Origin of the sequence: Paenibacillus cellulositrophicus, assembly GCF_009363095.1 — a bacterium.
GTDB lineage: Bacteria > Bacillota > Bacilli > Paenibacillales > Paenibacillaceae > Paenibacillus_AQ > Paenibacillus_AQ favisporus.
In genome coordinates this window covers 5,802,235-5,821,451 of the sequence record NZ_CP045295.1, presented here as the reverse complement: position 1 = coordinate 5,821,451, position 19,217 = coordinate 5,802,235, and the positions used below count along the sequence as shown (strand labels likewise).

General features: G+C 49.2%; 17 protein-coding genes. 9 read left to right on the top strand and 8 right to left on the bottom strand.

The window, feature by feature from the left end:
* Positions 1 to 175: 175 nt before the first annotated feature.
* The 3 genes from GCU45_RS26550 to GCU45_RS26540 all read right to left on the bottom strand — a co-directional run bounded on the left by GCU45_RS26550 (position 176) and on the right by GCU45_RS26540 (position 2,820).
* Positions 176 to 775 (bottom strand): short chain dehydrogenase, encoded by a 600-nt coding sequence (locus tag GCU45_RS26550; protein WP_152401769.1) that lies wholly within the window; start codon positions 773 to 775, stop codon positions 176 to 178.
* A 263-nt stretch (positions 776 to 1,038) separates the two neighbouring features.
* Complete coding sequence (locus GCU45_RS26545) at positions 1,039 to 1,992, bottom strand: D-2-hydroxyacid dehydrogenase family protein (protein WP_152401766.1); 954 nt, start codon at positions 1,990 to 1,992, stop codon at positions 1,039 to 1,041.
* Positions 1,993 to 2,037: 45 nt separating this feature from the next.
* On the bottom strand, positions 2,038 to 2,820 hold the full coding sequence (locus GCU45_RS26540) for a class I SAM-dependent methyltransferase (protein ID WP_152403348.1): 783 nt from the start codon (positions 2,818 to 2,820) through the stop codon (positions 2,038 to 2,040).
* Positions 2,821 to 3,046: 226 nt separating this feature from the next.
* Here GCU45_RS26540 and GCU45_RS26535 point away from each other — a divergent pair, with 226 nt between their 5' ends.
* Positions 3,047 to 3,712, top strand: a complete 666-nt coding sequence (locus GCU45_RS26535; protein WP_152401765.1) for an NAD(P)H-dependent oxidoreductase — start codon at positions 3,047 to 3,049, stop codon at positions 3,710 to 3,712.
* 68 nt (positions 3,713 to 3,780) lie between these two features.
* The gene (gene sigJ, locus GCU45_RS26530; protein ID WP_152401763.1) at positions 3,781 to 4,644 is read left to right on the top strand and encodes an RNA polymerase sigma factor SigJ; all 864 of its coding nucleotides are present in this window, start codon (positions 3,781 to 3,783) and stop codon (positions 4,642 to 4,644) included.
* Positions 4,645 to 4,729: 85 nt separating this feature from the next.
* On the opposite strand, the gene GCU45_RS26525 is transcribed toward sigJ, so the two are convergent.
* Positions 4,730 to 5,197 carry a DinB family protein gene (locus GCU45_RS26525; protein WP_152401761.1) on the bottom strand — a complete coding sequence of 156 codons (468 nt, stop codon included), beginning with the start codon at positions 5,195 to 5,197 and terminating at the stop codon, positions 4,730 to 4,732.
* Between the two features lie 381 nt (positions 5,198 to 5,578).
* On the opposite strand from GCU45_RS26525, the gene GCU45_RS26520 reads away from it, so the two are divergent.
* The 3 genes from GCU45_RS26520 to GCU45_RS26510 all read left to right on the top strand — a co-directional run bounded on the left by GCU45_RS26520 (position 5,579) and on the right by GCU45_RS26510 (position 10,177).
* A complete protein-coding gene (locus tag GCU45_RS26520; protein WP_152401759.1) occupies positions 5,579 to 8,233 on the top strand; it encodes a DUF4855 domain-containing protein in 2,655 nt (884 codons plus the stop codon).
* 229 nt (positions 8,234 to 8,462) lie between these two features.
* Positions 8,463 to 9,512, top strand: a complete 1,050-nt coding sequence (locus tag GCU45_RS26515) for a flavin-containing monooxygenase (protein WP_152401758.1) — start codon at positions 8,463 to 8,465, stop codon at positions 9,510 to 9,512.
* 188 nt (positions 9,513 to 9,700) lie between these two features.
* On the top strand, positions 9,701 to 10,177 hold the full coding sequence (locus tag GCU45_RS26510; protein ID WP_152401756.1) for a MarR family transcriptional regulator: 477 nt from the start codon (positions 9,701 to 9,703) through the stop codon (positions 10,175 to 10,177).
* 125 nt (positions 10,178 to 10,302) lie between these two features.
* Here GCU45_RS26510 and GCU45_RS26505 read toward each other — a convergent pair whose 3' ends face one another.
* The 3 genes from GCU45_RS26505 to GCU45_RS26495 all read right to left on the bottom strand — a co-directional run bounded on the left by GCU45_RS26505 (position 10,303) and on the right by GCU45_RS26495 (position 14,914).
* Complete coding sequence (locus GCU45_RS26505; RefSeq protein ID WP_145135403.1) at positions 10,303 to 11,202, bottom strand: carbohydrate ABC transporter permease; 900 nt, start codon at positions 11,200 to 11,202, stop codon at positions 10,303 to 10,305.
* A 19-nt stretch (positions 11,203 to 11,221) separates the two neighbouring features.
* Complete coding sequence (locus tag GCU45_RS26500) at positions 11,222 to 13,135, bottom strand: DUF5711 family protein (RefSeq protein WP_152401754.1); 1,914 nt, start codon at positions 13,133 to 13,135, stop codon at positions 11,222 to 11,224.
* Positions 13,136 to 13,243: 108 nt separating this feature from the next.
* Complete coding sequence (locus tag GCU45_RS26495) at positions 13,244 to 14,914, bottom strand: ABC transporter substrate-binding protein (RefSeq protein WP_244364280.1); 1,671 nt, start codon at positions 14,912 to 14,914, stop codon at positions 13,244 to 13,246.
* Between the two features lie 422 nt (positions 14,915 to 15,336).
* On the opposite strand from GCU45_RS26495, the gene GCU45_RS26490 reads away from it, so the two are divergent.
* Positions 15,337 to 15,858: a DinB family protein gene (locus GCU45_RS26490; protein WP_152401752.1), complete on the top strand. Its 522-nt coding sequence runs from the start codon at positions 15,337 to 15,339 to the stop codon at positions 15,856 to 15,858.
* 158 nt (positions 15,859 to 16,016) lie between these two features.
* Here GCU45_RS26490 and GCU45_RS26485 read toward each other — a convergent pair whose 3' ends face one another.
* Complete coding sequence (locus GCU45_RS26485) at positions 16,017 to 16,124, bottom strand: HTH domain-containing protein (protein ID WP_152401750.1); 108 nt, start codon at positions 16,122 to 16,124, stop codon at positions 16,017 to 16,019.
* A gap of 219 nt (positions 16,125 to 16,343) precedes the next feature.
* On the opposite strand from GCU45_RS26485, the gene GCU45_RS26480 reads away from it, so the two are divergent.
* The 3 genes from GCU45_RS26480 to GCU45_RS26470 all read left to right on the top strand — a co-directional run bounded on the left by GCU45_RS26480 (position 16,344) and on the right by GCU45_RS26470 (position 19,117).
* Positions 16,344 to 17,159: a helix-turn-helix domain-containing protein gene (locus GCU45_RS26480; RefSeq protein ID WP_152401748.1), complete on the top strand. Its 816-nt coding sequence runs from the start codon at positions 16,344 to 16,346 to the stop codon at positions 17,157 to 17,159.
* A gap of 94 nt (positions 17,160 to 17,253) precedes the next feature.
* Positions 17,254 to 18,390, top strand: coding sequence for an epoxide hydrolase family protein (locus GCU45_RS26475; protein ID WP_341874565.1), 1,137 nt, complete (start codon positions 17,254 to 17,256; stop codon positions 18,388 to 18,390).
* 91 nt (positions 18,391 to 18,481) lie between these two features.
* Positions 18,482 to 19,117: a DJ-1/PfpI family protein gene (locus GCU45_RS26470; protein WP_152401744.1), complete on the top strand. Its 636-nt coding sequence runs from the start codon at positions 18,482 to 18,484 to the stop codon at positions 19,115 to 19,117.
* Positions 19,118 to 19,217: the final 100 nt, after the last annotated feature.

Here is a 19,217-nt window from a genome sequence, read left to right as displayed (position 1 = left end):
CCTTCGGATCCTGTAGAGGATAGCAGAACGAGAACCTTCATAAAAAGAGCCAGTCGCTGGATATCCTCCAACCACTGGCTCTGCATATCTGCCAAAGCTCTTGTTCGCTGACAGCTACATTCGTTAAACTAGCTTCGACTTTACGGACAACAACATTCGCTTCGGTCGTCTTACTTCAATAGACCGTATAAGTTTGTCCGGTCTGGGCACCTTCCACACTTTTCCGGAACGCTAAGGCAGCTCTTCTAGCCGGTATAGGCTCAAAGCCCGGGAAATAAGGTCCATAGGTATCCATGGACTCCTCCAGTACATTTGGGCTGACGTTGTTGATCCGAATTCCTCTTGGCATTTCAATGGCTGCCGACTGTACGAAGGCTTTGATGGCGCCGCCCGCCATTGCTGATGAGATTCCGCCCACAATGGGACTGTCCATAATAATACCGGTAGTCAGGGTGAAGCTTCCTTGATCATTTACATGATCCAACCCCAGCAGCACAAGGTTGATTTGTCCTTTCATCTTCCCTAAGAACGCGATTTCATTACGTTCCGGCGTTAATTCCTGCAGCGGCCCGAAGTAAGCTTGTCCGGCGGTGCAGATCACCGCATCCACCTTGCCGACGGCATCATACATGGCGATGATGCTATCAGGAACCGACATATCGACGGTGACGTCAGCCCCTTTGCGTCCGGCCGTAATGATCTCATGGCTCTGCTCCAATTCACGGCGAACCGCCGTTCCAAGCGTACCCGTTGCGCCGACGATCAATATTTTCATGTTCGAACCCTCCTGTGCCAGCTATTATTCGGCAATCTGATTGAACAAACACAAGAAATTTTAACACAATAGGAGAATTTCCATCAATGTGGGCTGCACTGATTTGGTTTGGCGTATCTGAATATGCTGCTCCAAAGAATGCCCCCATATGAAAATAAAAAACCCGGATCCATCAGAGATACTGACGAATCAGGGATTTAAAATAATCACCAAATCCATTAAAAAATCATCTCGCGGATGCCTGTACGAATCGGGATGTATCGTTACCCAATCACATTCACGGGCGAGCCTTTCAGGTACGCATCGATCGCCTCGACGATTCCGCGGAAGAAGGCGCGGTAGGAAGCTTCGGTCACGTAACCGATATGCGGCGTAGCCAGCACGTTCGGCATCGTCCGGAGCGGGTCGTCCACAGGCAGCGGCTCCTGCTCGAAGACGTCCAGGCCGGCACCGGCGATCTTGCCGCTGCGCAAGGCTTCGATCAGCGCCTCGCGGTCAACGATCGGTGCCCGCGAGGTGTTGATGAGGTAGGCGGACGGACGCATGAGTCCAAGCTCCTGCGCGCCGATCAACCCTCTCGTGCGGTCACTGAGCACGACATGGATGGAGACGAAGTCGCTGCTCTCCAGCAGTTCGTCCTTCGACGATGCGAGCTTCACTCCCGCGGCGGCGGCTTTGTCGGCGGTCAAGTTCTGGCTCCAGGCCATAACCTCCATGCCGAACGCCTGCCCGATGCGCGCGACGTTGCTTCCGATATGCCCTAAGCCGAGCAGACCTAACCGCTTGCCGATCAGGTCTACACCGATCGTGCTCTGCCAGGCTCCGCCGCTGCGCAGCGCTTCGTTCTCCTGTACCAGCCTTCTTGCGAGCCCGAGAATGAGCGCCCAGGTCAGCTCCGTCGTCCCTTCGCCGCCTCCTCGCGTCCCGCATACAACAACGCCTCGTTCCGCAGCCGCGGCCAGATCGACCGAGGCGTTGCGCATGCCTGTCGTGACCAGTAGCTTCAGGCCCGGCAGACGCCGGAACAGCGATTCCCGGAATGGCGTCCGCTCCCTCATGATGACGACGATCTCGCAATCTTCGATCGCAGCAGCCAGCTCCTCTTCGTCATTGAAATGATGATCGAATACACGGAGCTCGAGGCGCTCTGCGACGGCCGACCAGTCCGTCATCGATAAGGCAACCCGTTGATAATCGTCCAGAATTGCACATTTCATTATCCGTTATTTCCCCTTCCCGATTTTGGTTAGTCCAAGCTCTGCTTACTCCACCCGGACAGCCTGAATATAGACGGATTCTCCGGAAAAGCTGGAAAGCCTGCCGTATTCATCAGAAAATATCGAGAAAAACCGGCGTACATCTTCTGCAGACTGCAGCATCTTGTTCTCTAAAGCCTCTCTCTCCGCTTGCGGAAGCCCTGCCCGCTCGCACCAATCCTGAAACCGGAACGGTTTCGGGAAGCAGACGGCCATCTCGATGCGGAAGCCGGTGCTTTCGAGCAAATGAATCCACTCCGATTTCTTCCATGCCCGGACATGGCTCGGGTCCCGTAACTTTTCGATATCATTATAAAATTGATCCAAAGGGTCCTGCTCGGGAGCTACGTTGTCTATGAAGAGCAGTTTCCCTCCAGGTTTGGCAACCCGCAGAGCCTCGACGGCAAACGCCGGAACATCTGTGAAATGATGCGCAGCGATTCGGCAGGTCACCAGATCGAAGGATTCATCTTCAAAAGGCAGCTGCTCCGCGTCTCCCGTTATGTAGCTTACGTTCGTGTGTCCATTTCCGCCGATAAAGCGTTCTGCTGCCGCCAGCATTTCACGGGTTAAATCGCAGGCCGTTACATGACGAACCAGCGGGGCAAGCGCATTGGCCACATGTCCTCCACCTGTTGCAATATCAAGCACATTCATATTCTCGTTGGCTTTGGCGCATGACACAAGCCAGGCCAGATCCTCGCCTTTGGCATGAATTGCACTCGTCACGTACTTATCTGCATTCCGGGAAAACTGCTGCTTCACCTGGTTTTTCCTCGACTCATCCATCATAGACTCTCCCCCTTATATCATCATCAGCTTCCGAATCGAATTGTCCACGGTCGTCGTCTGTTTGTTTCATAGGATGAAACAACATATCACTTGTTGATACACGATTAAATTTAACACAGGACTTCCGCATTGTAAATGAACTACGAGTCATGTTTGAGCGGCGGTCACAAATCCCAGCATCACCTCGTTATATGTGTAAACCACAAAGAAAGGTTGATCCCATATGATCACAGCGGAGAATAAAAAAGAAGAAATTTTAAAGGCTTTTCAATTCAGACATGCTTGCCATGTATTTGATACCAGCCAGAAAATCCCGGATGAAGACTTCAGCTTTATTTTGGAGGCAGGAAGATTGTCCCCGAGTTCGGTTGGCCTTGAGCCTTGGAAGTTTGTCGTGATTCAGGATGCGGCGCTCCGCGCAAAGTTAAAACCTGTCACGGGCGGTGCCCTGGGACAACTGCCTACGGCGAGCCATTTTGTTGTAATTTTGGCCAGACAAGGCTTAAGGCATGATTCGGCTCATGTCATGAAAATGCTGAAAGACATCCAGCATATGCCTGAAGAAGTGGTGCAGCGGGTTTCCGGGTTCTATAAAACCTTCATCGAATCGGAGCTCGAAAATAATGACCGTCTCCTGTTTGAATGGGCATGCAAACAAACGTATATCGCACTGGCCAACATGATGACAGCCGCGGCTCAAATCGGCATTGATTCCAGTCCCATCGAAGGATTTGATAAAAAGCAGGTGACCTCTATTTTACAAAACGAGGGTATTATAGGTGACGGCGATTTCGGCGTGTCCTGTATGGTTGCTTTCGGATACCGGCAAGAGGACCCCAAACGTCCAAAAGCAAGACAGCGCCTCGATGAGATCGTCGAGTGGCGGTAAAGGTTGTGTAAAAGCCTTGATTCCTTTAAGGTGAAAATAGAAAATCAGCTGCGGAAGGAGCAAGTCGGATGCAGGATCTTTACAAGCAGTACAAGAAGCTGTTATTCAAGCTTGCTTATCAATTGACGGGTTCGGTTTCCGATGCGGAAGACGCCGTGCAGGATGTTTTTGTTAAGGTACATGATGTCCCACGGGAACGTTTAACGCAGCCCAAGGCTTTTTTGTGCAAAATGGTCACGAACCACTGTAAAGATATGATGAAATCGGCACGAAAACAAAGGGAGGAATATTATGGGGAATGGCTTCCCGAGCCCTTTCTCATGTTAAACGACGATTCAACGGAAGCATTGGAAAGGGATGATCTCCTCTCTTATGGAATGCTTGTTCTGCTGGAAAATCTGACGACCTCCGAGCGTGCCGTGTTCATCCTGCGCGAAGCGCTGGGCTTCAATTACAACGAGATCGCCGAGCTTATGGAAAAAAGCGAAGTGAGCTGCCGGAAACTGTTCAGCCGTGCGAGCGCAAAGATGGGACGGGTAACCGACGAGCCCGTTCAGATCCACCCTGAGAGCCAGCAGTGGGTTCATGGATTTATGGGAGCTCTTAAGAAAGGGAACATGGATCAGCTTTTATCGCTGCTGGACCAGGATGTCGTGCTGGTTGCCGACGGTGGCGGCAAAGTGGTTGCAACGGTCCATCCGGTTGTCTCCCGGGAACGGGTCGGGTGTTACCTTCTCGGCGGTATGCGTAAAGCAGCCATGTTTGGAGAAGGAACGACGGTCGAAATGGGGCAAGTCAATGGAGAAGCTGCCATACTGCTGCGTTCAGAAGACAGCGCAGTCAATGGAGTGCTGCTCTTTCACTTCGAAGATGGGAAGATCCACAACATCTATATTGTTCGAAACCCCGACAAGCTGGGGCATATTTTCTAGCGTACGAACTGGAGCACCGGTCATCCAAAAAAGTCATACCCACGATCTGTGGTTATGACTTTTTCGCTTGAGTGAGAACGGGGTTTTACTGTCCCTGCAGGCGCACAAATGTAATATAATCCACGTTGACCGGCTCCATGCCGGCGGAGCGCAGCTTCATGTTGATTTGCCCCCTGTGATACTGGCCATGCAGCGCAAGATGAGTCAAAATGTCTTGAACGGATGTCCGATATGACCTCCCGGACTGGTTGCTGTAGGTAATCACATCGTCCAGACGTTCGTCGGTTAGCTCAGCGAGATATGCGCTGAAGGCTTCCCGCATCTCTTGCGCAAGACGTTTACAGTCTTCCAGACTGTCGTTTGGCCAAAGCGGCAGGTGGTTGCTGTCCTGTCCCTGCAGCCGGGTGAACCACACCTGCTCCGCACGCAGAGTATGACTTAGCAGCCGGACCGCTTCAGCTTCGGATTCCCCATCCCCGCCAGCTTCCAGCGCATCCAGTATGCGCTTGTCGGCCCAATACAGCTGCTCGAACATGCTGCGAATCGTTTTCATTTCCTTGCCCCCTTCATACCATAATTCCCCTTATTAAAATTCGGTTATCTGAGGAGTTCGCCAGCCTGGACCCATTTCCTTCTTTGCTCAGTTCACATGACATAGTAATGATTATCTCGTAAAGAGCCGTTTATTCCCGCAAAAACGAGTCTTTAAATCCCCCTCTCTCCAGCCTTATGAAAATATTGCGAACCCATCAAAAAATGTTGCTTGCTTTGAATATACAGCCCCATTTACCATCAATCATGCGGAAGGGTGTCTCCATGACTTACACCTATCAGATCGAATCGCAGTGAGGGGGTGACGGAAAGTTTGATTCGGAGAAAATGCTGACCAAAATTTGAAAGCGGTTTCTTAACTTGAGAAAAGGAGCTGAACTTGATGAGTTGGTATAAAAGATGGGCTGCGATTGCCATGGCTGCAGTCATGATGGTGTCGCTGGTTCCGGCGGCCCAAGCGAGCGAGCTGGTTCCGACGATGCAGGCAAAAGGGATTTCCCCGGCGGAAGATCCTGCGCCGCCACCGGATGAGGTGCAGCCGGAGTTCCGTAATCTTGCCCTTGGACTCCCTTATGAATGGTCTGAAGCCCCGGATCCGTCGCATCCTGATGCCGGGAATAAGCTTACAGATGGGAAATATGGACAATTAGATATGAATGACCCGGCCTGGGTAGGACATGTTCGCGGCAAAGCGCGCGAAGTCGTGTTCGATTTGGGTGAGGAGAAGTCGATCGGGAAAATAACCGCCCATTTTTTTCAGGATTACCCTGCCAACTCCATCCTCGTGCCTCTCACGGTATCGATGTATGTCTCGGACGATAAGGAGAATTGGGGCCTTCTCTCCCATAACGCCACTCAACTGCTTTGGGGAGAAGGACCGCCAAGGCAGGAAATGTTTGCGTGGGACGGCAGCCGGGACGGAATCCAAGGCGGGAGTGCGGACGGCAAGCTGGCTTATGCCCGCTATGTAAAAGTCATTTTCACGATGCATCCTACCCTATGGGAATACATTGACGAAATTGAAATTATGGGCACGGACGGAAAGATTGACGGAGCGGTAGAGGTTCCTGCTGAGCAGCCTCATTTTTTGGAGCCGGGCGACGCTACGGGCGGGATTCGGAATCTGAATCTGCTGTATAACGGACAGTATGCGGATGGATTGGGGGACTGGACCAAGGAACGGATCATCCCGAACATCAGTTACGTGGATCAGAACGGGGAACCTGCCGACTGGCTTTTTGACGGTGTTTTATATCTCGGACTTGCTTCCCCTGCCGGCCGGGATTTCGGTCTTGGGCAAACCAATCTGGGGGACTGGACCTGGTATTTGGACAAAACCTTTGCAGCTGCGGGAGATATGCAGCAGTTGAATGAAGCGACCAAGGAAGTCGGGGCCAAGCTGAACCAACCTGATTATAAGGAGAAGGTTGTGCTCATGATTCCGAATCCCGGGGAATCTTTAAGCGATTTTGGCGATGTGGACGGGTCAGGGGAATCGTTAAGCTTTAATGCCTCTGTCGTCGGACAAGAGAAATCCCTCGAAAACAGAAAAAAAGCGGTTCAGTGGTGGCTGGATCAGGTCCGGCAAAGATGGCAGGCCGCGAATTATTCCAATCTGGAGCTTGTCGGCATGTACTGGCTGGAAGAACAAATCAGCACAAGCGAAACGGGGCCCGGCTTGATTCGAGCCGTGAGCGATAAAGTCCATGACATGAATCTGAAATTTTTCTGGATCCCCCACTCTTTGGCTTATAAAAGCTATATGTGGAAAGACGTAGGATTTGATGCCGCGGCGCTTCAACCGAATTACTTCTTTGGCGGCATGGATCAAGACCGGCTGGAAGATGCCGCAGATACTGCAAAGCGGTACGGAATGTCGAATGAAGTCGAATTTGATGACCGGATGCTGCAGGACGGCGTATTCCGTGAGCGTTATATCGATTACTTGAACAGCGGCGTCGCAACCGGCTTGATGCAAAAGGGATTCAGAGCTTATTACCAGGGAAATAATGCGGTTTATAATTTGGCGGTGAGCAAAGATCCCGGTCTGCGTCTCATGTATGACTGGCTGTATCAATACTTGAACGGAACATACGACATTCATAACACTACGCCACCTGAAGCAGACGTATTTATCAACGGTCAAAAGTTAAATGGCGATGTGGTTGTTCCCAATACTGAAACAGTTGCATTCACATGGGAAGTCCAAGATGATGACAGCGGTTTGACCCGGGTTACGGCCACTTTCGACGGCAAACCCTACGCCCCGGGAACGCCGATTGATCTGAAGGGAATGCCGGGTAAGCATCAACTGGCCATTACCGTGGCGGCTGCCAAATCCAAGACGACGGCTTATACCATCCGGGCGGCATCTACCGCTGACACCATGAAAGCTCATGTGAACCTCTTCGCCGAGCAAAAGCAGTTCACGACGCCCGGAGCTCCCCGCTCGTTGCACGCGCAGCTGGACCAGATGAAGCGTTTTGAAGGAAAAAATGCTGCGCAGTTTGATCAATTCCTCAAAGGTTTCAATGCAAAGCTGGATCAACTGTACGCGGATCGTATTGTTTCGGATACGGCTTATGCTTCGCTGAAAGAAGAGGTGTATGATCTTGCCGGTAACCTGGCGGAAAATAAAACCGTAACCGCCTCTTCCGTCGAAGGCTCCGTTTCGACCTTGGCGCCGAAATATGCCGTAGATGGGTTTTCTTCGACAAGATGGGCGAGCAACTACGTGAATGACAGCTGGTTCCAGGTCGATCTAGGCGAAGCTAAAGCATTCGATACCGTCCGGATCGAGTGGGAATTCGCCCGCGCCAAAACTTACAAAATCCTTGTCTCCGACGACCAGCAGAACTGGAGCAGCGTGATCCAGGACAATGATGGCATCATTACGGCCCATGATGGCAAAGAAACGGTCCAATTTTCCCCCGTTACAGCCAGGTACGTTAAATTTCAGGGGATTGAAAGAGCCACCGATTATGGATATTCCTTTTATGAGTTTGGGATCTATAACCTCTCGCGGTCAAGGGAGTAAGAACTTTGGTATAAGATAAATCTCCTCTTTTTATCCATATAGTCCTTGTGAGAAGAAGACTGCCGTTGAACCGGCAGTCTTTTTTCTTGCTTGCTTCGCATCGGGATAATCCCACCCTTCTCCATTTATCTGGACTTGGCTTTAAGCGAAGATTCTAATCATTTCATTTACATATGAACAAATGATCATGTATTATATGATTAAATTCATTTTACTGGGAGGAGTTTCAATGCTGGATGTTTTGATCATCGGTACCGGACAGGCAGGTCTTGCTGCTGCCTACTTCTTAAAGCAAAAAGGAATACCATTTATGCTAATCGATAAAGCCAAAGCCTTAGGCGATTCCTGGCGTAACAGATACGATTCCTTACAATTATTCACACCCAGGAATTACAGCCGTTTACCTGGTCTTGATCTGCCTGGGGATCCGAATGGTCTCCCTACAAAAGATGAGGTTGCCGCATACTTATCGGAATACGCTTTAACCTTTGATTTTCCGATTCAGTTAGATATGGAGGTCAAGTCGTTAACCTCCATACCAAGGGGATTTGAGGTGGAGACTAGCAGAGGAACGATTCAATCCAAAAATGTAATCGTGGCTACAGGGCCTTTTCATAAACCGTATGTTCCAGCCATAAGCCAGTCCATTTCCAATGATACGACTCAGCTTCATTCTTCCGCATACCGGAATCCCGGCCAGCTTACATCTGGAAGCGTGTTGGTCGTGGGAGCAGGAAATTCAGGTGCACAAATTGCAGTAGAACTGTCAAATGGCTTTGATGTCTATTTATCCGCATCAAACCAGCTCCATTTTAAACCTCTGTCCATATTGGGAAAGAGCATTTTTTGGTATTACGACAAATTGGGTTTCTTACAGGCCGGAAATCACACCAAACGCGGGAAATGGTTACGCCAACAACCTGAGCAAATCTATGGATTCCAATTAAAACAACGATTAAAAGAAGGGGAAATCAAGCTATTCCCGAGGGCAGTCAGCGCGGAGTCACGTACTGTGTTTTTTGCAGACGATCAATATATTGAGGCTGACAATATCATTTGGGCAACCGGGTTCCGTCCGGATTTCTCCTGGATCCAAATCAATCATCTCTTTAATGAACATCAAGAAATTACCCAGTTCAATGGTATTTCTAATATTCCTGGCCTATATTTCATCGGTCTTCCGTGGCTGTCCTGCAGAGGGTCTGCTCTTTTGGGGTGGGTACAGCATGATGCCAGACGTATCGCCGAATACATAAATAACGATTTAAAGTCAATGTAGCTGTTCTCACCGGGACTTATCTAGGTTTAGCACTTCTTTTTTTCGCTCGCAAACAAAAGTCTGAAACCAGCTTCCCGTGAACCGTCCACCCTCGACGTGTCAACCTTGCAGAGAAGTATACGTAATTATTTCTCAGGAAACTATTTATGATATACTGAAAAAAATGAGTCGAGGAGCTAGCATGAACCATGGATACTGCAGATAAAAGCAAAGCCGCCATTCATGAATTTTTTATTCAGTTTCTTCAGCAAAAAGAAGAATACGAATCCCGAATCTCCGCAACCTATCTCGAAGATATCCGGAAGCATATCGGTGCCGAATTCAGTTTGAACATGACAGAACTGCACACCATTGCGTGCATCGGGGAGCAGGAGCCGATCAATGTCACTTCCATCGCGGAAAAGATGAATTTGAGCAAAGGGAACACCTCCAAGATCGCGAGCAAATTACTTAAAGCCGGTTGGGTGCGGAAAGCCCAGCTCAACGATAACAAAAAGGAAGTGTACTTTCGGTTAACTCCTGCCGGCAAAAAGCTGTTTGCTGCGCATGACGAGCTCCATGCGTTGGAAAAGCAGAGAATGTACGAGTTTTTGGGAAGGTACAGCGATGCCGAGCTTGAATTGATCAAGCGCCTGTTTGCAGACTTGGTTGACTTCTATCGCTGACACGTATCACCCGCAAACGAACCCCAAATATCAAAAGCAGCCGGTAGCCGCCCGGCTGCTTTTTGTTTGTTGAAGTGAGCACAGCGCCGAGAGCGCTACATTGATCAAACGATTCATCTCACACGCTACATTTTCAAAGCCCCCTGCGTCATGCCCTGAATGTAATATTTCATGCCGAAAGAGAAAATTAAAATTAACGGAATCGAGGAAATGGCGTATGCCGAAAACTGCGTTCCCATATCGGTGATGCCGAACTGCTTTGTAAAGACGGTAAGGCCAACGGCAACCACCTGAAGACTGCTGTCCCTGATCGTAAGCAGCGGCCAAATGTAATCATTGTACACGCCAACAGCCTGCATAATGAACAAGGTGGCCAGGATCGGCAGCGACAGCGGGATGACGATTTGAAAAAATACGCGAATCTCCGACGCCCCATCGATCCGGGCCGCTTCAAACAGCTCGCTGGGGATGCCGGACATAAAACTTCTGCACAAGAAGGTTCCGAAGATTTGCCCGCCGGCTGCACCGGCAATAATGATCACCCAAGGTGTATTCGTTAGTCCCAGATTATTATACAGGACGTACGAAGGAATCAGCGTTAACACACCCGGAATCATCATCATGGCCAGCATCATCATAAACAGCAGTTCTTTACCGGGAAAGCTTTTTTTGGCGAATATATATCCTGAAATGGAAGAGAGCAGAATGACACAAGCGCTGGCTCCGACCGCATACAAGATGGAATTCACCATATATCGCCAAATACTGGTGAACGCAGCGCCGTAATTATTCCATTTGGCCGGAGAAGGCAGCCCCCAGAAATTGCCGAGAATTTGCGCATTGCTTTTTAAGGAGCTGACGATCATGAACAGAATGGGCACCAGCATCAGAATGACCAGCACGCACAGCAGCACGATGATGGTGATTTGGGGGAAACTGAGATATTTGATGAGACCGCCTTCGTTTTTTCTGAGCTTTCTCACGGGGCTGACGCTTTCAGCGGCTGTATCCGTTTCGGTATACATCGATCCCTCTCCTCCTTCCTTAATCTTCTGTTTTAATAAGCTTCATGTTCACAACCGTAATGGCAAGGATCACCAGGAACATGCTTACACCGAGCGCCGAGGCATATCCGAGATCGTTGAACTTGGTGGCGGCATAATACATCTGCAGTGCGGGTACATAAGTCGAGTCCATGGGACCGCCGCCCGTAACGATCATGATGCCGTTAAAGTCCTGAATAATACCTATGAGGGTTAAAATGATCAGAAACTTGAATTGACCGCCCAGCAGCGGCAAATGAATGGAACGGATAATCCGCCAAAGATTGGCCCCATCGATTTTTGCGGACTCGATCAGCTCGTTCGGAATGGACAGCAGCCCTGCATAAAACACCAGCAGCTGCAGGATGCCAATAAACGGAAACCCGATAAAAATAATAGCCCACAAGGCAGTATTGGGGTCACCAAGCCAACCATGCGCCCAGGAACCAAGCCCGATCAGTTCTAATACGTTATTGATCAGACCCACGTTGGGATCATACAGGTTTTGCCAAATCAACAGCAGGGCCACACCCGGAATAACCATCGATGCGGTAAATGCCGTCCGAAAGCCGTATTGCAGACGTTTACTGCGTAGATGGAAGATGAGTTCAGCCGTAATGAGTGCAGGGATAATCGCTTTGATCAAACCGGTGATGATCAGAATGACCAGGTTGCCCATCCCCTTAATGACATAAGGATCATGAATCATCCGTTCAAAATTGGCCAAGCCGACAAAGGTGGTCCTACCCCCTGGCTGCCAGTCATATAAGGAATGGAACAAGCCCGATAAAGCCGGGTAATAGAGAAAGACGAACACCAGAATAAAGGTCGGTGCCAAGCCCAGGTAAATATATTTGCTTTTCCATATCTGGCGGAAAATAACCAGCCGGTTGCGCTTCTTCAGGTAATGCAAGTACAGCAGAATAAGGACGACCGCCAAGACACCGGCTGCAGCCCATAACATAGCATTTAAGCGTGCTTTGCTTGCCGCTTTATCGATGACACTGCCTACATCGTACCTAAAAATCCTTCCGTCATTGGTGCCCGAATACAGCGTCTTGCCCTCCCGGTCAAATTGAACGCCCCGGCCTTCCCCCGTGATCTTTGACTCCCACAGCTGCTTTCCGCGCCCGTCGAAAATATAGTAGTTACCGGATAAATCCGAAACGCCGATCCGTTCCCCATCGCTTGAAAAGGCGACATCGGTCACGATGTCCCTCGTGTTAATTGAACTGTTAACGCTCCCGTTCTTATCAAACAATTCCACCTTATTGGAAGCCGTACCCACAGCAGCCAGGCCATTCTCTGAAACGGCCACCGCCTGGATTTGATTATCCGCGCTGAATTTATACATCAGGCTGCCATCCTTGTCCAGGAGATAGGCGAATTGGTCGCTTGTCGCGGCAACGATCCACTGTCCGCTGCCCGATACGCTCACTTCCTTCAACAGGGAACCGATGGGGATACTGCCTGTCTGTTCCCCGCTATTTTGATCCACAACGATGAGATCTTTGCTGCGCTGGGTAACGAGTACGATGGTGGACCCGTCCTGCGATGCGGCCAAGCTCTTGACCTGCCGCTTCAGATCCGAATCCCACAGCTTTCCTCCTGTCTCGTCATATGCATACAGATGCCTGTCATCCGATGAAACCAGAAGTGTGCCGTTACTCAGAAGCGCTACCCCTGTAACGACATTTCCGGCCTCAACCTCATAGATGGGACTGCCTTCGGAATCGTAGAGAAATGCCTTCGCATTATGACCCCCAACGGCCACACGGCTCCCATCCTCTGATACGGAGAGGGAGGTGATATTCCCCGCTCCTTCAATGGACCAATGGTCTTTGGCAAGTGCTGCGCCCGGGACAAGCCCTAGAAGCAGGATCAGTGCAAGAAATATCCATGGGGCTTTCCTCATGATGAACCTCCCTTTTTATCCGTCATCCTTACGAATTGCCTGCTTCCCTCGGGTAATCATACAGGTCCGCACATGCAAATGCATGTGCAGACCCGTGTGAAAAAGTGATTAACGCTGCGGCGGACGCCGCTCGGGGTGATCCAAGTCGGAGAGTTCTTTCTTGGCTTCTTTCATGGCAGGTTCCATATATTTATCGATATTCGCCTGCAGCTGCTCCAAATATTGATCCGTTGTCAGCTTACCGCTGAAGTACCGCTGTACGAGCCCTACCCAATCCTGCACCGACGGCTGGTAATCCCACATTCCCCGGGCCAGATTGTTCGCGGCGCTGGTGTAGCCTTCGGTATTTCCAATCGGCTTGAAATCGGCGAATGCCGCCGCCATTTCATCCGGGAGCGTAATGCCTTTAATGGCCGGTGCGCCTGAGAGGGAGGCGTCGTCACTCTTCTGGATCGCATCCAAATATACGGCGTAACCTTCCGGACTCGTCAGGTACATCATGAAATCCACATTCAGCTCATTTTGCTTCGCATCTTTATTGACGAAACCATAGAATCCGATCGGAATCTGGATCGTTCGGGCCGGTGCCATCACCTCAGGTCCTTCCATGGAAGGCATGTTGAAGAATCCGTATTCGAAAGGTTTCACGCCGCCTGTGGCACCCGTTTTTTCCTCATCCGCGAAATCTTTAGGGAGCTGCCAGTAGGAGGCGGGCGTGCCTAACATTGTCGCCGCCTTTCCCGTCAGGAACAGATTGTAAGCCTGGTCCTCTTTCACTCCGAAAAATCCGTCAGGCACATAATCGAACAGTGTTTTCAGATTTTCCGAGTAAGCCTTCCACTGGGGATTGCCGGCAATTTTGAAGGGACCTTCTTTGTCTTTAACAGCTTTCCACAGCCGCATTTCGTTTTTGGTCACTTTACTGTTGGAATCGTTATACGGATCCGTCAGATCATATTTCCACTGCTCGTCGAGCTCTGGAACGTAAGTATAATCCTGTTCTTGGGACCGGATGATGTTAATATAATCGCGCATGTACTGATCAGCATAGATCCGCACCAGCCATCCCGCCTGGCCGCTCCACATCGATTTGGAGTCTCCGCCGAGCGCCAGCGGTGTATATCCGGCCTTTTTTATTTTATTGAAAGCGTCGATCATCTCGTTAAACGTTTTGGGAGCTTCAGTAATCCCAACTTCCTGGAAAATCTCCTTGTTGTACACCCATACGATCTGCACGGATTCAAAGTTCAGGTTGTACAAATGATCTTCGGCTCCAATGCCTTCGAGGTTAATGCCCATCGCCTTCAGATCCAGGGTGTCCTGCCAAGGCTGGTTCGTATAAGGATTGACCTTATCGAAATAAGGGTAAAAGTCCATAAATTTTTTACTGTTAACTAGGCCACCGACTTCGTTATTCGTAACCAGGTCAACATCCGGCACACCTGCTGCAAATTGAGCCGTCAGCCATTCCTTGTAGCCTTCCGCCGGCTTGTTGTCGACTTTGACCTTCACTCCCGGATTTTTCTTCATATACGCTTCGGCAACCGCATTCCATACTGACGCCGATGCATTCGGCAAGGAAATGTTAATATTTCCTGTCAGCTGCGACGCGGCCGGATCCTTCCCTGCGTCTTCCTTACCCTGATCCTCACCCGTTGGATTGGATTCTGCGGTGCCTGGATTGTCTGGTGGTGTGGGAGCTGCTTTGGTGCATGCTGACAATAAAGCCAAAAGCATCACAATACTCAAGAGAACGATGAATCCCTTCCTTTTGTTCACATTGATCTCCCCTATTTTCGAATGGTCATGATCTAAAGCGCTTTCAATTACAATAAACTTGAACGAATACGCTTCAGCTGTAAGTATACGTTTTAAATTTTGTATACTTTGATAAACAAAGTATACTGTAGGAGTTTGCCTATTGCAATAGTTTTTATTGCGAAACATGCTCAGGCTGCCGCGGATCGATGGGATAATTCGATTAAAGAAGAACATTCTCATGTTTTTCTTTATATATTTTGATATTGTTGACTTAGGGGGAAATTGACTTTTATCTCCCCCCTATATGATATTGTAGATCATATTACCGCAAGGAGGCGTTTGTAATGAGAACGGCTTTTACTCCCGGGCAAACTATTGAGGGGCAGGACGCATAATTGCCCTTAAACTGCGGGCTCCCCTATTTGAAACGGGGAACAAAGTTGAAAAAATATGCTTTGCAGCAATTTGATTATCATGTATGGGCAAACCGGCAGGTTTGCGAGCATCTTCAGATACTTTCTGATGAGGTATATCGAAAGAAAATCGTTAGCGTTTTTCCAACCATCTACGACACTATCGTCCATATTTATGTTATCGATCGAGGCTGGTTAACTTTCTTAACTGAAGGCGGCGTCTCCGAGTTGTCGGAGGAATACTTTGAGAACTTGAAGAACACTATAGAGATTATAGTGGCAGAAACCAACGGCAAGCGTATTGAAGAACTGGGTCAGATGCAAGATGAACTGGCGGCTAGCTTCCGGTCATTCATCGAGCAACATGAGGATATCGAAGCAGTTTATCCGTCAGGAACATTTAATGCCAGATGCGTAGACTATATCCAACATATGGTGAACCACGGAACTTATCATCGTGGTAACGTGACTGCGATGCTCAGGCAACTAGGGCATCCCGGAATACCAACAGACTATGCCTTTTATTTGTACAATTCAAGCCATTTGTAGGCAAAAAACAGCCTGGATCAGTGAATGCTCCAGGCTGTTTTTTAGTGCGCGCGAACGGGAGCTGGCAAACGCCTACCGTTAGCCAAGAGCAAGAGCGTCCGCCGCGAGACGGAGTCTGGAGGAAGGGAATGCAACCGCTCGGACCAAGGTAGAAATTATCACTCCATATAGGAATACCCTGTGCCTGTTGTGCCTATAATAGGCAAGCCTGCTTCGCTGAGCACCTGAATTTCGCGATAGATGGACCTTACGCTGGTTTCAATCACCTATATCGAACAGTTTCTACTCGATTTCCTAAATCCGGAACACGTGCATTTATTTTTGTAGACTCTTTCCATACTCCTGCTATTATTACTCGGATATTATGAAATAAAAATTCTCTTAGTGCAGTAGCGAACTCCTTCTGAATGTTTTGTTTCAACTCATGAAAGTTATCAAGTACAATGAAGTTATTTGAACAATGAGACAGAAAGGACTGAACAGCAATGCCGTTTCAGACCTATTCCCCCCAGCCTCCTTTGTCTTCCTTCATCGCTTACTTCTGGTCCTATACCGGAAAGAATCCGCCGCACTCGAGAAGACTCACCCTACCGGACGGCTCGATCGATCTCGTCATTGATCTGTATGATCGTAAAACTCGTATACACAATCGATATGACAGCGAGATGACACTAGCGTCTTCCGTGATTAGTGGGCCTCACACTGATTATTATATAACGGATTCTTCAAGCGAGCGGTCCATGATTGGCGTACATATCAAGCCCGGCTGCGCTGGTCCCCTTCTAAAGCTGCCTTCTATTGCGTTAAAAGATACGCATGTCTCGTTGGATGATTTATGGGGGATAGCGGCTACTAATCTGCGCGATGAACTGCTTTATTCCAACACGGTAGAAGATCGATTTCGTATCCTTGAAAAATACTTTCTGTTACGAAGTGATTGGTCAAGGCCATCGCTTTCAGCCGTTCAGTTTGCGATTGCCTCGTTTCAGCAGTCGCATCACCCCGAATCCATTGCGAACATGGTTGAACAGGTTAACATGAGCGCCAAACGATTCATTCAAGTTTTCAAGGATGAAGTAGGATTAACACCCAAGAGGTTTAGTCGTTTAATGCGTTTTCAAAAGGCGGTACGGCTAATCAGAAAGAGCAATGATATCGATTGGGCCGATCTTGCCATGTCTTGCGAATATTATGATCAGTCCCATTTCATTAAAGAATTTCAGTCCTTTTCTGGCCTCACTCCGACCGAGTATCGCGCTATAGAAAGCCTGCACCCCAATCACATCCCTCTCACGAACTAGATCTCGGGAAAAAATATACAATACAGTGTCTTGTTGGTTCCCTTACAATGCAGAAAGCAGCTATTACATTCTGTATTGAAGGGGGAGATCAGCGATCATTACTCCATTCAAAATCAATGTTCCGCAATCGGATCTTGAAGACTTGAAAATGCGGCTGGATCATACGCGGTGGCCCGACGAAGCGGCTGGCGAAGGCTGGGATATGGGTGCAGATCTCGGTTATATGAAAGAATTAATCGATTATTGGCGAACGCAGTATGACTGGCGTATTCATGAAGCCAGATTAAATGCCTTACCGCAATACAAGACTGTTATAGAGGATACGACCCTTCATTTCGTGCAGGTTAAAAGCAAAAATCCAAATGCGGTGCCGCTTTTGCTCGTTCATGGTTGGCCCGACAGCTTCTACCGATTTCACAAGATGATCCCTCTGTTATCCGACTCCTTCGATCTTGTCGTGCCTTCGATTCCCGGTTTTGGATTTTCGGATCGAAAAACCACAGCACCGAACCGAGTCGCCCACCTGTTTGCCAAACTGATGACAGAAACACTTGGATACGAGGGCTTCGCGACTTGCGGCGGGGATATCGGCACTGAAATCGTGACCATGCTATCCACACATCACTCCGACGTTGTGAAAGCGATCTTGTTGACGGACGCTGGTTATCCAACCGGAAGAGAGGATATTACGGAGATGTCCCCTGCCGATCGTCAGTTTATGTTAGATACGCAGACCTGGGTTCAGTCAGAAGGCGCCTATCTGAAGCTGCAAGCTACCAAACCGCAGACGCTTGCCTATTCACTTAACGATTCGCCGGTTGGCTTGGCATCATGGATCGTCAGCATGATCCGTTCGGGAGCTGGCGACGAGACTGTAGATAATGCATTCGGCGGAAGGGACGAACTACTCACAAATATCATGATCTATTGGCTGACCGAGACGGCCGGATCTGCCACACGCATGTATCGGCTAATTGTAATGGCCCACCAAGCGAATGAAGATAGTGCTTCGCCGGTCACAGCGACACGTAGAGTACCGGCAAGTATCGTGCTCTTCCCGCGCGAAATCCAGTTCCCCTCAAGTTGGGCTGAACGTTCGGTACATGTGTGCAGCTATAACAAAATGCCCTGTGGCGGTCATTTTGCAGCGCTGGAAGAACCCGAACTTCTGGCCAATGAACTGATACGATTTATCCCTTTACATTATTTCGACTCGGGAGGAAGTTCATAATGGAATCCATGAGGGAACGAAGTCATTTTGGCACAGATCGGCGACAACAACCTTTCAACTGATAGAATCATGGATAAACAAGGAGGAACTGATGAAATACGCTTATGTTTATGTACTGGATACGATGGCGGACTGGGAGCTTGGCTTTGTTACTGCAGAGCTCAACTCCGGTCAATATTTCAAAAATCGCGGGAGTCGCCTTCCCGTTCGAACCGTCGGAGCTTCCAACCGTCCTATCACGACGAAGGGCGGATTAACAATCGTGCCGGAACTGACAGTAGATGAGATCACGTATGAAACATCGGCTATATTGCTTTTGCCGGGTGCTGACAACTGGAAAGATCCAACGAATGGGCCAATCATCGAAAAAGCAAAACAACTGCTGAACGTCGGTGGCTATGTTGCAGCCATATGCGGGGCGACACTTGCGCTTGCGGATGCCGGGTTGCTGGATGAGCGCCAGCATACGAGCAATAGTCTGGAGTATTTAAATTTATTTAGCCCCTCATACAAAGGCGCTGCTCGATATGAAGACGAGAAAATCGTGGTCGATGGCAATCTGATTACAACCGGTTCAGCCGGCGCACTAGAATTAGCGCGCGAGGTTATTGCGCTGCTGAACCTGTTTGCGGAAGAGACGTTAGAAGCTTGGTATAACTACTTCACTTCAAGCGACCCTAAATATTTTTATGCGATGATGGAGACGCTCCAAGAGAGTAATTCATAACTTTCGGGGGTGACTAAGACGTTGGTCTTGGGTCACCCTGTTTCTATTCTCGTAATGAGCTTACCGCGACGCATCGCGAAGCGATAAAAAACTAAAAGCG